Annotated in this window: 11 protein-coding genes and 1 riboswitch; of the genes, 9 read left to right on the top strand and 2 right to left on the bottom strand. The window is 70.7% G+C overall.

Annotation, left to right across the window (positions count from 1 at the left end):
* Positions 1–2: 2 nt before the first annotated feature.
* The 4 genes from K415_RS0101970 (at position 3) to K415_RS0101955 (ending at position 4,290) form a co-directional block, all read left to right on the top strand.
* Positions 3–986, top strand: coding sequence for a ribose-phosphate diphosphokinase (locus K415_RS0101970; protein ID WP_024285435.1), 984 nt, complete (start codon positions 3–5; stop codon positions 984–986).
* Positions 987–1,264: 278 nt separating this feature from the next.
* A complete protein-coding gene (locus K415_RS0101965) occupies positions 1,265–1,897 on the top strand; it encodes a 50S ribosomal protein L25/general stress protein Ctc (protein ID WP_024285434.1) in 633 nt (210 codons plus the stop codon).
* A gap of 88 nt (positions 1,898–1,985) precedes the next feature.
* Positions 1,986–2,582: an aminoacyl-tRNA hydrolase gene (pth, locus tag K415_RS0101960; protein ID WP_024285433.1), complete on the top strand. Its 597-nt coding sequence runs from the start codon at positions 1,986–1,988 to the stop codon at positions 2,580–2,582.
* Positions 2,583–2,769: 187 nt separating this feature from the next.
* A complete protein-coding gene (locus tag K415_RS0101955; protein ID WP_024285432.1) occupies positions 2,770–4,290 on the top strand; it encodes a sugar transferase in 1,521 nt (506 codons plus the stop codon).
* Positions 4,291–4,389: 99 nt separating this feature from the next.
* Here K415_RS0101955 and K415_RS22435 read toward each other — a convergent pair whose 3' ends face one another.
* Complete coding sequence (locus K415_RS22435; RefSeq protein WP_024285431.1) at positions 4,390–6,102, bottom strand: DUF4214 domain-containing protein; 1,713 nt, start codon at positions 6,100–6,102, stop codon at positions 4,390–4,392.
* Positions 6,103–6,115: 13 nt separating this feature from the next.
* Positions 6,116–6,190: riboswitch (cyclic di-GMP riboswitch) on the bottom strand.
* Positions 6,191–6,763: 573 nt separating this feature from the next.
* Here K415_RS22435 and K415_RS0101945 point away from each other — a divergent pair.
* The 5 genes from K415_RS0101945 (at position 6,764) to K415_RS22430 (ending at position 12,732) form a co-directional block, all read left to right on the top strand.
* Complete coding sequence (locus K415_RS0101945; RefSeq protein ID WP_024285430.1) at positions 6,764–7,945, top strand: DUF1972 domain-containing protein; 1,182 nt, start codon at positions 6,764–6,766, stop codon at positions 7,943–7,945.
* The gene (locus K415_RS0101940; protein WP_024285429.1) at positions 7,942–8,718 is read left to right on the top strand and encodes a CDP-alcohol phosphatidyltransferase family protein; all 777 of its coding nucleotides are present in this window, start codon (positions 7,942–7,944) and stop codon (positions 8,716–8,718) included. The genes K415_RS0101945 and K415_RS0101940 overlap by 4 nt, the downstream gene beginning before the upstream one ends.
* Positions 8,719–8,862: 144 nt before the next feature.
* Entirely contained in the window at positions 8,863–10,557 is a 1,695-nt protein-coding gene (locus K415_RS0101935; RefSeq protein WP_024285428.1) for a polysaccharide biosynthesis tyrosine autokinase, read from the top strand.
* An 82-nt stretch (positions 10,558–10,639) separates the two neighbouring features.
* The gene (locus K415_RS0101930; RefSeq protein ID WP_024285427.1) at positions 10,640–11,680 is read left to right on the top strand and encodes a glycosyltransferase; all 1,041 of its coding nucleotides are present in this window, start codon (positions 10,640–10,642) and stop codon (positions 11,678–11,680) included.
* Complete coding sequence (locus tag K415_RS22430; RefSeq protein ID WP_029662960.1) at positions 11,677–12,732, top strand: glycosyltransferase family 4 protein; 1,056 nt, start codon at positions 11,677–11,679, stop codon at positions 12,730–12,732. Before K415_RS0101930 ends, K415_RS22430 begins: the two co-directional genes overlap by 4 nt.
* Here K415_RS22430 and K415_RS0101920 read toward each other — a convergent pair.
* Positions 12,722–14,122, bottom strand: coding sequence for an oligosaccharide flippase family protein (locus tag K415_RS0101920; RefSeq protein WP_024285425.1), 1,401 nt, complete (start codon positions 14,120–14,122; stop codon positions 12,722–12,724). The two genes, K415_RS22430 and K415_RS0101920, sit on opposite strands and share 11 nt — an antisense overlap.
* Positions 14,123–14,232: the final 110 nt, after the last annotated feature.

The raw sequence follows: 14,232 nt of genomic DNA, 5'->3' as shown, positions 1-14,232 counted from the left end.
CGATGACCGGGATCACCTCGAACGACGGCGAGAAGCGCCTCGTCCTTGCATCGGGTCGTGCGCATCCGGAGCTGGCCGAGAGCGTGGCACGCGAGCTCGGGGTCGAGCTGGTCCCCACGACGGTCTACGACTTCGCCAACGGAGAGATCTACGTCCGGTTCGGAGAGAGCGTGCGCGGCTCGGACGCCTTCGTCCTGCAGAGCCATACCGTGCCGATCAACCAGTGGATCATGGAGCAGCTGATCATGGTGGACGCGCTCAAGCGGGCGTCCGTCAAGACGATCACCGTCGTCCAGCCCTTCTACGGCTACTCCCGGCAGGACAAGAAGCACCGTGGCCGCGAGCCGATCTCCGCACGGCTGATGGCCGACCTGTTCAAGACGGCAGGCGCCGACCGGCTGATGAGCGTCGACCTGCACGCCGCACAGACCCAGGGGTTCTTCGACGGCCCGGTCGACCACCTCTGGGCGATGCCTCTGCTGGTCGACTACGTGCGCACGCGGGTCGACCCGACGAACGTCGTCGTCGTCTCGCCCGACGCGGGACGCATCCGCGTGGCGGAGCAGTGGGCCGCGAAGTTCGGTGGCTGCCCACTGGCCTTCATCCACAAGACGCGCGACATCCACGCGCCCAACCGCTCGGTCGCCAACCGGGTCGTCGGTGACGTCGAGGGGCGTACGTGCATCCTGACCGACGACCTGATCGACACCGGCGGGACGATCTCCGAGGCGGTCCGGGTACTGCTGGCCGCGGGTGCCAAGGACGTCATCGTCGCGGCGACCCACGGGGTGCTGTCGGACCCGGCCGCCCAACGGCTCTCGGAGTGCGGTGCGCGCGAGATCGTCGTGACCGACACGCTGCCCATCCCTGAGGAGCGTCGGTTCGAGAAGCTCACCATCCTGTCGATCGCGCCGCTGATCGCCCGCGCCATCCGCGAGGTCTTCGACGACGGCTCGGTGACCTCGCTGTTCGACGGCGCGGTCTGAGCCGGCCGACGGGCGTCCGGGCTGCGTTTCCCGGGCGAGACCGGAGCGGGTAGACTCCTGGGGTTGCCTCGGCGAGGGACGTCGGACGGCCGGTGCGGCACATGCCCACCACCACGAGTCCGTGATCGACGCGGCGGTCGTGCGTGCGCGTCCGTCCTGTGTCCCGCGCCTAGGCCGCCGCTGCACCCTCTGCGCTCGACCAGGTCCGGCCCGGCTCGACCGGACGACCTGGACAGCCATCATCGCCCGGTTCCGTTCCCAGCTTCAGGAGTTCCACCGTGTCCGAGGTCAAGCTCGCCGCCGTCGCCCGCACCGAGTTCGGCAAGGGTGCCGCGCGCCGCATCCGCCGTGCCCACCAGATCCCCGCCGTCCTGTACGGGCACGGTGCGGCCCCGCTGCACATCGCCCTGCCGGGCCACGAGACGACGCTCGCGCTGAAGCACTCGAACGCGCTCTTCTCGATCGAGCTCGACGGGTCGAGCCAGCTGGCCATCGCCAAGGACATCCAGCGCGACGCCGTCAAGGACGTCATCGAGCACATCGACCTGCTGCTCGTCTCCTTGGGCGAGAAGATCACTGTCGACGTCAACGTGCACGTCGTGGGCGAGTCCGCTCCCGGCACGATCCACGTCGTCGAGGCACAGACGGTCACCCTCGAGGCGGAGGCGACGCGCCTGCCCGAGTCGATCGAGGTCTCGGTCGAAGGCCTCGAGGCCGGCGCGCGGGTCCGCGGCAGCGACCTGATCCTCCCGGAGGGCGCCGTCTTCACCGGCGACCCCGAGTCGGTCATCGTGACGATCTCGGCCCCGCAGTCGTCCGCCGAGGACGAGGCAGCAGTCGAGGAGCAGGCAGCCGTGCAGTCGGCCGCCTCCGCTGCCTCCGCTGCAGCGGCAGAGGCCGAGGAGGCCTGAGCTCCTGCTCGGTAGACTCGTAGGTGCGTTGCGACGCCCGGCCCTGTCGGGGCCGGGCGTCGCGCGCGTGGGGGACGGGACGGATGGGATGAGCACGCCCTGGCTCGTCGTCGGACTCGGGAACCCCGGGCCGACGTACGCCGGCAACCGGCACAACCTCGGTCACATGGTGGTCGACGAGCTGGCCCGTCGCACGGGCTCGACGCTCACGGCGCACCGCAGCCGCTGCCAGGTCGCTGAGGCCCGCCTGGGGGTGCTGCCGGGGGGTGCGCCGGGTCCCCGGGTCGTCCTCGCGCGGTCGGGCGGCTACATGAACGTGTCGGGTGGCCCCGTCGCCGCACTCGCCGGCTACCTCCAGGTCCCGCCGGACCGCCTCGTCGTCGTGCACGACGAGATCGACCTGCCGTTCGCGAGCATCCGGCTCAAGGTCGGCGGCGGCGAGGGCGGGCACAACGGTCTGCGGAGCATCAGCGCGTCGTTGGGCACACGGGAGTACCTGCGGGTGCGCATCGGTGTCGGTCGCCCACCCGGACGGATGGATGCCGCGGACCACGTGCTGAGGGACTTCTCGTCCGCCGAGCGCAAGGACCTGCCGTGGTTGATCGACGCCGCCGCCGACGCCGTCGAGATGATCGTGGGCCAGGGTCTGCTCGCCGCGCAGCAGAGGTTTCACGCTCCGTCGTGAGGGACGGGCGCCCGCGCTCGTGCCCCGCATCGACCGTCGCGAATATTACGGCCCGGTAACAGAACCTGGTACGAGCGGGTGAAAACGGACACTTCGTACTGATCCGGACAGACCACCGGGTATAGCCTCAAAGCCGACGCTTCGCGTGCTGGGCGCGTATGCAGACCGGGTCTGGGGGTGTGTCGTCGTGACGCTTGCTGCAGAACACGGCCTCGACTGGACCAGCCGTATCGACCGCCGTGGCACTGCCGCCGGCCCGCGCCGATCCTGGGCATCGACCCACCCCTTCGAGCCCCGCGCGACTCCCTTCAACGACTCCGTCGGTCTGCGCTGGGCGGACGTCGCGGCAAGCTACCAGCGGGTCGCCCTGTCCATAGACGCCGCTGTCGCGGTGGCCGTCGGCACGGCGATCATGGTCCCGCTGTACGGGAACGGGCCGCACACGGCGGCGTTCGCCGCGGCCGCTGCTGCCGGCTTCGTCCTCCTGGTGGCGATAGCCCACGGCTACGAGGCCAGGACGCTGGGGGACGGTCCGACCGAGTTCCAGGCGGTGCTGCGCGCCGGCCTCACCGGCGGGATGCTCCTGATGGGCGTGAGCTACACGCTGCAGGCCGACATCTCGCGCACCCTGATCTTCGGCGGGGTCCCGGCGCTCGTGCTCCTCTCGCTCGTCGGACGCTATGCCCACCGGCAGATGCTGCACCGGCACCGCGCCAAGGGCTACTCGATGATGCGCACGATCGTGGTGGGCGAACGGCAGGACGTCGAACGCGTGGTCGACGACCTGGCACGCGCGCCGTACCACGGCTACCACGTCTCCGGCATCTGCCTGCCGAGCATCGACCGGGCCGAGCCGCTGGACGGCATCCCGGTTGTCGGTGCGCTGGCCGACGTCCCGCAGGTGGTCGTGGACCGGGCAGTGGAGGTCGTCGTGGTCGCGGGCTCGCACCTGAGCGGCGAGGGGTTGCGGCGTCTGTCCTGGGCGCTCGACCGTGCCGGCGCGCAGCTGATCGTCGTCCCGGACATCATCGAGGTGGCCAGGCCGCGGCTGACCGTGCGGCCGACCGCCGGGCTCTCGTTGCTCCAGGTGGAGGTGGGGGCCCCGCGCCGTCGCATGATCGCCAAGGCAGCGCTCGACCGTTCGGTCGGCACCGCCCTGATGCTCGTCGCCGCGCCCGTCGTGGCGCTCGCAGCGATCGCCGTCCGGCTGACGTCCCCGGGCCCCGCGTTCTACCGCCAGACGCGGATCGGCGTGGACGGCCGGACCTTCACGATGTGGAAGCTGCGCAGCATGTACGTAGACGCGGACAGCAGGCTCGCCGGCCTGCGGCCGGAGAGCGACGGCGCGGGGGTGCTGTTCAAGATGCGCGACGACCCGCGGGTCACCCGGGTGGGCAAGGTCCTGCGCCGCTACTCGATCGACGAGCTCCCGCAGCTGCTCAATGTCGTGACCGGCGACATGTCGCTCGTCGGGCCGCGCCCGCCGCTCGCCGCGGAGGTGGCGGAGTACGACGACCCCGTCCACCGGCGCCTGCGGGTCAAGCCCGGCCTGACCGGCCTCTGGCAGGTGTCGGGTCGCTCGGACCTCACCTGGGACGAGTCGGTCCGCCTCGACCTGCGATACGTCGACAACTGGTCCGTCACGATGGATCTGGTCATCCTCTGGAAGACGATCCGCGCCGTGTTCCTGGGTTCAGGTGCTTACTGACGCCCGATGGGGAACGTCGGTCTCCGGGGATCGCCCGGAGACGACCGGGCCCCGACCGGTCTTTCGGTCGGGGCCCGGCGGTGCGTCGGTCTGCTGCGGTCAGTAGCTGCGGGAGGTGGTGGCCACTGAGCCGTCGGTGAAGGTGTTGCCGGTGATGGTGGCTGCGGCCTTGGTGGTGTCCGACATCAGGATCGCGCATCGTGCGTGGACCTGGCCGGTGCCGAAGACGCTGTTGGTGATCGAGAGCCCCGGCGGTGGTCCGTAGATCTTCTCCGCGACGTTGATCGTGCACGCGCCGTTGTCGGCGGAGTTGCCCCGGAAGGTGAAGCCCACCACCGACCCGCGGTCTTGGGTGATCATCACCGCGGCGTTGGTCGACCCGGACAGGGTGCTGTTGACGACCTGGATGTTCGACCCGATGGCGACCTGGACGTTGTCGTCGTGGGACTCGATGTTCGTCCCGTCGGCCGGGTAGAACAGGTTCCCGTGCAGGTAGGCGCCGTCCACGGTGACGTTGTCGCCGATGATCTTGACCTGGTCGATCACGGTGTGGATGTCGACCCGGCGCAGGGTGAAGCCCATGCCCACGATCCCGTCGACGAACCGCGAGGGCGCCTGGGCGTAGATCTCGCTGTCCTCGATCAGCAGGTTGGTGCCCGGACCGGCATCGGACTGCACCAGTGACATCGGGGCGGTCAGGGGTGTGGCCGGGCCGCGGATGATCGAGTTGCGGATCACCACGTTCGCGGCCTTGACCCGCACGAACCCACGAATGTCCAGACCGTCGATCACCGTACCCGGCGTCGTGATCGTCAGGTTGCCGTCATGGACCGTCAACGCCCTGCCCGCCGGCACCCCGGTGTTCGCCTCGCTCGGCGGGCCAGCCGGCGCCGGCACTGCGGGGGCGGGCGCCGGCACTGCTGGGGCGGGCGGTGTGGCCTGCGTCCCTGTCGCGCCAACGTTGCGTACGACGTACTCGTCGCTGGCGACGATGCCACCGATGATCTCCTCGACGCGGTGACCGTTCTGGATGGCACTGACCCAGCCGGCGGCGCCTGACGCGTCGATCCCACGGCCGAGCAGGTGCCGGTAGTGGCCGTCGACGACCGCCGTCAGGTGCTCGGTGGAGACCAGGAAGCCCATCGCCACGGCGTAGCGGGTTGTGCCGCCCTGGAGAGCTGAGGCCCATCCGCGCACCTCGGAGTCGCCAGCGGAACGGCCCAGCACGTGGGCATAGAGCCGCCGGACCCACTCGGCAGCCGAGCCGCCCGCCTTGGAGTAGTACTCGTCGGAGGCGAGGAAGCCGGCCTCCATCTCCTGGAAGGTCGTGCCGTAGCGCATCGAGTCGACCCAGCCCCGGAGACCGCCCGCGTCCGCGCCGCGCCCGAGGTAGGTCTGGTAGGACTCCTCGATCAGGCGGCCGCGGTACTCGTCGCTGTAGGTGATCGAGTTCGCCACCGCCCCGCGGGGGGTCCCGTTCGACAGGGCGGTGGTCCAGTTCGCCAGGCCGGCGGCGTCGACCCCACGCTCGAAGAGGTCTCGGTAGACCGCGGTGACGAACGTCGCGGTGGCCGCGGCGGTCATCGTCGGCACGCGGGTGGCCGCTGCGACGGTCACCGGCGTCCACGCGGGCCGTACCTGCGCCTGTGCGGGTGACACGGCCATCGTCGATGCCATGGCCGTGGTCAGCGCGGTCGCCACCAGGATCGAGGTCCACCGGCGGTGCCGTCGGGTGCCGCCCTGGGGCGGTGCCGGTGGTGTCCGGTCGATGGTGGCGGGGCGTGCAGAGGGTGTCGTCTGGCTGAAGTCCACGAGAGCTCCGTATTTCGGTGGCCTGGCTGACCTGTCTGGTCCCTTGGCTTTGCGTCCCCGCCTCTCGACGGGTTTGCCCTTGTCGTCTACGTGCGTGTGCCTGTGGTGCGTGTCGCCCGGCGCGCGTCGCTTACACGCTCGCTCCTTCAGTCATCGGCAGAATCTTCGTCGACCTGAAGTGCATCTCGACCGGTTTGTCTGATCATGAGTAGGCGAATTCGTGCCTTACCCGGTCCGGCCCGTTTCAAATGTACGTCAACCCGGCGCGACCATTTGGGACTATTGGTCTGATGATCTGTGACTCGAGTCACAAAATAGTCGGACATTGCGTGCACAAACCGACCAAAGGGGTCTGGAGCGCCGTGGCCGCGAGGGCGGAGAGCGGACTCGTCGGACGGGGCCGGCCGGCCCGGAGCGGGCTGCCGCGTCCGGGCCGCCGGTCCCGACGACGGCCCCGTCAGGGCACGAGCACCGGGTGAAATCGGGCACAGGGTGCAATTCCGGACATTTGACCGGGATACGATCATGCCCGTCGGGAACTCGTGGGTGACCAGCAGGTGACGCCACTGGGACGGCCGGTCGACCGGCTCGGTCGGGCTGACCTCGGGGTGTCCCCGGGGGACCTGGCTCGACGATGCGCGCACCAGTGAAGAGGGGTGGCATGGGGAGGGTCGGCTCGCACACGGGCGCACGCGTCGTGTCGATCGCGATGGTCGGGACGCGCGGGGTGCCCGCGCGCTACGGCGGGTTCGAGACGGCCGTCGAGGAGGTCGGCCGCCGTCTCGCCGCACGCGGTCACGACGTCACGGTCTACTGCCGCGCGGGGAACGGCGAACCGATGACGACCCACCTGGGCATGCGTCTGGTCACGCTTCCGGCCTTGCGCCGGCGTTCCCTCGAGACCCTCAGCCACAGTGGCCTCTCGGTGATGCACCTGCTGCGTCATCGCACCGACGTCGCCCTCGTGTTCAACGCGGCCAACGCCCCCTGGCTGCCGCTCCTGCGGATGGCACGCGTCCCGGTGGCGACGCATGTCGACGGCCTCGAGTGGAAGCGTGCGAAGTGGGGCCGTGCTGGGAAGTCCTACTACCGCTGGGCGGAGTCGGCATCCGTCCGCTGGTCGGATGCCCTGATCGCCGACGCCGTCGGCATCCAGGAGTACTACGCGCGCTCGTTCGGAGTCCCGACCACGCTCCTGAGCTACGGGGCGCCGTGCATCGACCCTTCCCGGAGGGAGCGACTGGCCGAGCTGGGCCTCGAGGCCGGTGGCTACCACCTGGTGGTCGCCCGTTTCGAGCCGGAGAACCACGTGGACCTCATCGTCGACGGGTTCGTGCGGAGTGCGGCGCGCCGCCTGCTGGTCGTCGTCGGGTCCGCGCCGTACGCCGACCAGTACACGGCCCGGATCAGGGCGCGCGCGGGGGGCGATCCGCGGGTCAGGCTCGCCGGCGGCGTGTGGGACCAGGAGCTGCTCGACCAGCTGTACGCCGGGGCGCGAACCTACCTCCACGGGCACTCCGTGGGCGGGACGAACCCGTCGTTGCTGCGCGCGATCGGTGCCGGGACGGCGACGATCGCCTACGACGTCTCCTTCAACCGTGAGGTGCTGCGGACGGATGGGACGTACTTCTCCTCCGCCGACGACGTGGCGCGCCAGGTCGAGGCGTCCGAGTCGGACGACGCCGCCGTGGGTGCGCGCGGAGATGCCCTGCGGGTGCGTGCCCGTGACTACGACTGGGACGATGTGACCGATGGGTACGAACGGCTGGTGCGAGACCTCGCAGCGCATGCCGTGCCTAGGGTCCAGCCGCACCGACGCGTCCCGGCGGAGGTGACCCCGTGACCAGGAAGCCAGCGCCCGAGAGCTACCGTGAGACCGTCAGGCGGCTGGCGGGGGCGCAGAAGGGAGCGGCGCGCAGCGCACCCGCATACTCCCGGTTCGTCAACCGCCGGATCGGTCGGCTCCTGGCCGCGTGGGCCTACCGCACCGGGCTGTCCCCGAATGCCGTGACCGGTATCAGCGCGCTGTTCACCTTCACCGGGATCGCGTTGCTGGTCCTGCGGCCCCCGTCCTGGGGCCTTGGTGCAACGGTCAGCGCGTGCCTCGTCCTGGGCTACGGCTTCGACTCGGCCGACGGTCAGGTCGCCCGACTCACCGGGACCGGGAGCCCGGCGGGCGAGTGGCTCGACCACATGGTCGACGCGACGAAAGTCTCGGCTCTGCCGCTCGCGCTCACGGTCGGTCTTCACCGCTTCGACGTGGTCGACGACGTCTGGCTCCTTGTGCCGCTGGTCGGGGCCGTGGTCGGCGCGGTCCTCTTCTTCGGGATGATCCTGACCGAGCAGCTTCGCCGGGCGCGAGGCGTCGCATCCGTGGCGTCCACCGAGGGCAGGGCGCCGTGGCTCCGGTCGATCCTGGTCATCCCGACCGACTACGGGCTGCTCTGCCTGAGCTTCCTGCTGCTCGGTGCACCGACGGTCTTCTTCGGTGTCTACACGGTCATCACCGCGGCAACCGCTGGCTTCCTCGCACTGGCCGCGCTCAAGTGGTACCGCGAGATCCGAGGGTTGTCGTCGGTGCATGATCGCCGACCGGTGATCCCGCCAACCGGGTGAAAGTCGGTCGAACACGCACATTGCGGCGGTCCGTTCGGCCTCCCCGCCTGTCGGTCGCCAGGCGTCTGTCCCATAATCGAGTGCACGTGACAACGTGCGAGAGTCCGCGTCGGCGCCGTCCGTCGCCGAGAGAGGTGGCACGGAGTGGAGCTCAGCGAATACATCAGGATCGTGCGCAAGCACTGGATCGTGATCATGCTGATCGGGCTCCTCGGTCTGGGTGGCGCGTACGCGTACGCGAAGTCGTTGCCGGCCACCTACAGTGCGACGGCGAGCATCATCGTCTCCTCCATCGGTGGCGAGTCGGTGGGGGAGCGTGTTCAGGGTGCGACCTATACCGACAACCGGATCGAGTCCTACGCCCAGCTCGCGACCTCGCCGTTCGTCCTCGAGCCGGTCATCGAGGAGCTGGACCTGTCGATGACCCCGCGGACGCTCGCGCGCATGGTGACCGTGACCAGGCCGGTGAACACGTACTTCCTGGAGTTCCGGGTCACCGACGGGAACCCGCAACGGGCGGCGGAGATCGCGAACGCGGTGAGCCGCGAGCTGGCCCTGTCCGTCGCGGAGCTCGAGGGCGACGTGGCCAGCGGCCAGTCGACGGTGCAGCTCACGGTGGTGGCAACGGCGATCCCGCCGGTATTCCCGTCGGGTCCGAACACGAAGCTGTACTCGGCCACCGGGCTCGTCGCCGGTCTCGCGCTCGGGGTGCTCGTCGCGCTTACCCGGACGGTCGTCGACACCCGGATCCGAAGCGTCAAGGATCTGCGCCGAGTCACGGATGCTGCCGTCCTGACCAGTGTCCGGCACGACCGCAGGACGGCGAAGGACCCGCTCGTCATGCGCAACGACCCCCTTGGCGACCAGGCCGAGGCCTATCGGCGGCTGCGGACGAACCTGCGGTTCCTCAAGCTTGCCGGGCCCAGCCGGTCGATCATGGTCACGTCCGCCATCCCCACCGAGGGGAAGAGCACGACCGTCATCAACCTCGCGATCGCGATGGCCGAGGGGTCGTCGCGCATCCTGCTGATCGACGCCGACCTGCGCAAGCCGTCGCTCGCACGCAACCTCGGGCTGGAAGGTGCGGTCGGCCTCACGACCGTGCTGATCGGTGAGGCGGTCGTCGAGGACGTCATCCAGTCGTGGGGCGGTTCCATCGACGTGCTGCCCGCCGGTCAGATCCCGCCCAACCCCAGCGAGCTCCTCGACTCCGAGGCGATGGCGGATCTGCTCCGACGACTCGCAGCGCACTACGACACCATCCTGCTCGACGCGGCGCCGCTCCTGCCGGTCACCGACTCGGCGGCCCTCTCGCGCTTCGTCGACGGAGCGCTCCTCGTCGTGGGCTGCCAGGCCGTGCACCGGCACCAGCTCGCCGAGGCGCTCGGCCTGCTGGCGGCCGTGGACGCACGGGTCCTGGGAATCGTGCTGAACAAGGTGCCTCACAAGGAGGCCGGAACGACCTACGCCTATGGTTCGACCCCGCGTGCGACCGCGCGGGAGTGGGCTCAGGCGCGACTGCGTCGGCCGACCGGAACCGACCCGGACGAGGGCAGGTCGGCACCCGGCCCGGTCACCCCGGTGGGGACGGTCGACACGCTGTTCACCGTGTTCGACCCGGTGTCCGTCGACGTCGACGAGGTGCCGGTCGGGGTCGACCCGGCGCCTGCCGAGGCCACCCCGGCGGCGACGGCCGACCCGGTGTCCTTCGAGGTCGACACCGTGCCCATCGAGCTCGACCCGACGGTCCCTGCCGCCGGCCCTGGACCGCTCACCCCCCCGACGGAGCCCCCTACCTACCCGGAGCGGTGGGAGCTGCCCTTTCCCGCCGGGCGATGACGGACACCTCGTGGGCCCGGGGCAACCCGCGCCTCCTGATCCGACTGAGGGCGACGCCCAGCACCGTCGGTGACTCCGCGATGTGCCCATCGTGACGGCGGCCGGGCACCCCGATCGGCTCGTCGTCCTCGAGTCCTTCCCGGAACCTCGTTCGACGACGAACCCGTACCTCGTCCAGCTCATGCGCTCGCTGCCTGCGGACGTCCAGGTCATGACCTTCACCTGGCGACGTGCGCTCACCGCGTCGTACGACGTGTTCCACGTCCACTGGCCCGAGATCCTCCCGCGCGGAACGACGCGGGCGCGGACGGCGGCGCGCCGGCTGCTCACGGCGGCGCTGCTGCTCCGACTGACCGTCCGTCAGACGCCGATGGTGCGAACCCTGCACAACACCGGGCCGCACGAGCCGGGTGGCAGGCTCGAGCGCGCGCTGCTGCGCTGGTGCGACCGTCGCACGACGCTGTGGATCCGCCTCACTCCGTCGACGGTCGCCCCGTCGGACGGCCCCGTCGTGACGATCCCGCACGGTCACTACCGCGACTGGTTCGCAGACCTGCCCCTGGCGCCGGCCGAGCCCGGCCGGATCCTCTTCTTCGGCCTCGTGCGTCCCTACAAGGGGGTCGAGGACCTGCTGGACGCCTTCGCCGAGGTCCCTGACGGCATCTCCAGGCTCCGGCTCGTCGGTCGGACGACGGACGACTCCGTACGCGAGCGCGTGGAGCGCGCCGTTCTCGCCGACCCGCGGATCGGCGCGCGGCTCGAGTACGTCGGGGACGCAGAGCTCGCGGACGAGATCAGCCGCGCCGCCCTGGTGGTCCTGCCCTATCGCCGGCTGCACAACTCGGGCGCCGCGATCCTCGCCTTGTCGCTCGGTCGCCCCGTGCTCCTGCCGAGCGGGTCCACGGCCGAGGAGCTCGCCGCGGAGGTCGGACCTGGATGGGTCGAGACCTTCACGCCGCCGCTCACGGGTGCCACCCTCACCTCGGCGCTCGCGCACTCGGCAGGGCCGGACCGGGCTGCCGCTCCTGACTTGTCCGGGCGCGAGTGGCCGGCCGGCGGGTCGGCGCACGCTGCCGCCTTCCGGACTGCCGCCGCCCTCGCACGTCGCGGTGGCCGCCGATGAGCCGCCCTGACGCCCACGTCGAGGTCGTGTTCCGGGCCGATCGCGACGTGGAGTCGTGGGCGGCCCGGCACGCGCGTGGCGAGGTCCCCGGCCGGTGGCCCTACGGTCTGGACCTGCTCGCCGGCAGGTCGACGTCGTTGACCGTCCGGGGCCTCCCTGAGCCCTCCCGCGCCGCGGTCGCGGCAGGTCGACTGCGACGAGCGCTCGACCCCTCGTCGACGGCTCGACCCGCCGAGGTCGGCGTCCGCGACATCGGCGTCGCCTGGGACGAGAACCTCGCACGCCGGATGCTGTACCAGGCGCCCCGCAGGGAGATGTACTCGGGCGCCATCTGGCTCACCGATGCCCTCGCGCGCGGCGACGACCCGCGAAGGCTCCGGTCGGTGCTGGGCGTCCTACGCAGCATGCGCGGGGTGTTCGTGAACAGCGCGGCGCAGGTCCAGCCCCTCCGCGACGCCTTCGGGCCGGGCGGGCCCGACGTCTCCTACTTCACCTTCGGCGTCGACGACGTCTTCTTCCGGCCCCGTCCCTATCCCGAGCGGCCGCTGGTCATGAGCGTCGGCGTCGACCGTGACCGCGATCCGGGGACGCTGTTCGCGGCACTCGAGACCGTCCACCGCAACCGACCCGACGTCGAGATCCTCGTCCAGACCCGGTCGGACGTCGAACCTCCACCGGGCGTCACCAGGGTGCCGACGATGTCGCACGTCGAGCTGCGCGACCTGTACGAGCGGGCTGGCGCCGTCGTCATCGCCACCCGGCCCAACCTCCACATCTCCGGCCTGACGGCGAGTCTCGAGTCGATGGCCATGGCGCGGCCGGTGGTCCTCACCCGCACTCCCGGCGCCGAGGACTACATCGACGACGGCCGGACGGGGTTGTTCGCCTCCGTCGGCGATCCCGGGTCGGTCGCCGGTCGCATCCTGGATCTCCTTGCGGCACCGGACGAGGCCAGGGGCATGGGGGAGAGCGCGCGCGCAGTGGTCGAGGCGCGCCTCACCTCGGCCCACATGGTCCGCGGTCTGTCCCGTGCGCTCGGGCTCAGCGACTGACGCGTCGCGGCAGCACCCGGCGCACCAGCGCAGCTCGTAGTCGGCGCGCGTAGCGACGCAGGATCGCGAGGTCGCTCCGGCGCAGGCCCCAGAACTCGCGGACCGGGACCCCGAAGTGGCGGCGCATCAAGAGCTGCTTGAGGAGCGTCATCGTGCTGAGGCTGATGAGGGTCGCCCAGGCTGCGCCCATGGCCCCCCACCGGGGCAGGAGCAGCACGAGCAGCGCGATGTTCAGGACGCACACGATGACGAGCACGACCGAGCGCCAGCCAGGCTTCCCGCGTGCGCTCAGCCCGGCCCCTGCGATCGATCCCGGCGTGCTGATGACGACGGCCAGCAGCAGGATCGCCGCGACCGGCAGCGACGCCGAGAACTCCTCGCCGAAGAGCAGTGGCAACCACCAGAGCATCGAGGTTCCCAGGGCCACCGCGGCGATTGCAGATACGAGGGTGGAGATGCGCGCAGCTGCGGTGAGGCGGGTGTCTTCACTGCGGTTGGCGTCGGTCACGAAGGTGACGTCCCGGACCGCCCGGTGGATGACGAGCGGGAGCTCACTGAGGTTGACGGCCACGACGTAGAGGCCGAGCTGTTCGGCATTGCTCAACGGGGTCATCAGGGTCTGGTCCGCCCGGGCGATGAGCACCGTGGCGATGGTGCCGATCCACAGCCGCGAGCCGTAGCGCACGATGCTCCGGCCGGAGACCAGACCCTGCTCGTCCTGCTCGCGCGGTGGGAGCTTGCGCGGCAGGGTGATGTAGGCGAGTGCCCCCATCGCCGGCATGACGGCGAGCACGACCGTGGCCGTGAACGGCGTCAGGTGGTCGGTGAGCCAGAGCGGGATCAGCACGAGGAGCCGCAGCACGGAGGCCAGCACCTTCTCGCGTGCGACCTGGCGCCATCGCTGCATCCCCGAGGCGATCCCGCGCAGCACGCCGAGGAGCACGGTCGGCAGGACGGCGAAGGCGGAAACCACCATGAGCCCCTGGATGCCGAGGTCACCGCCGCTGAGCAGCGGGCGGGCGGCCAGCAGCGCGCCGGTGGCGAGCAGCCCGGCGAGCACGATGAGCCCGAATCCGTTGCGTGCGGCCGCGCGCACGAGTCGAGGGTGTTGGGCGACGGCATAGGTGACCGCCTCCGGGATGCCGAAGGTCGTCAGGGCGATCGCGAGGCCCAGGGGTGCCATGGCCGCGGCGACCTCGCCGCGGCCACCCACGCCGAGCGCCTGGGCGAGGACCGGCCCGCTGAGGAGCGCTGCCAGCGGCGGCACGACGTTGCCGGCGAGAACGATCGTCATGCCGCGGGAGACGGTGCCCTCGGCGCGACCTGGCGTGGCGGAGTGCGCCGAGGGGGCGGCGGGGTCAGCCCGTTGCTCCTCGGCGCTCGACGTCACACGGGCTCCTCATGGTGTGGTGATTCGCGCAGGATACGGCAGGCTCGACGGGGTCGACATGATCCGTTCGTGTGGGGCTTCGGGCCACGGCTAGACGGTACTCGGCCATG

The sequence above is a fragment of the Cellulomonas sp. KRMCY2 genome (assembly GCF_000526515.1).
In the GTDB taxonomy this organism is placed as follows: Bacteria; Actinomycetota; Actinomycetes; order Actinomycetales; family Cellulomonadaceae; genus Actinotalea.
The sequence above is the reverse complement of the archived record's forward strand: the minus strand, read 5'-3'. Positions and strand labels throughout refer to the sequence as shown.

What these genes read in the sequence shown, in the direction of transcription:
- K415_RS0101970 (WP_024285435.1), top strand. Translation starts at nt 3, where the DNA reads ATGACCGGGATCACCTCGAACGACGGCGAGAAGCGCCTCGTCCTTGCA.
- pth (WP_024285433.1), top strand. Translation starts at nt 1,986, where the DNA reads ATGAGCACGCCCTGGCTCGTCGTCGGACTCGGGAACCCCGGGCCGACG.
- K415_RS0101945 (WP_024285430.1), top strand. Translation starts at nt 6,764, where the DNA reads ATGGGGAGGGTCGGCTCGCACACGGGCGCACGCGTCGTGTCGATCGCG.
- K415_RS22430 (WP_029662960.1), top strand. Translation starts at nt 11,677, where the DNA reads ATGAGCCGCCCTGACGCCCACGTCGAGGTCGTGTTCCGGGCCGATCGC.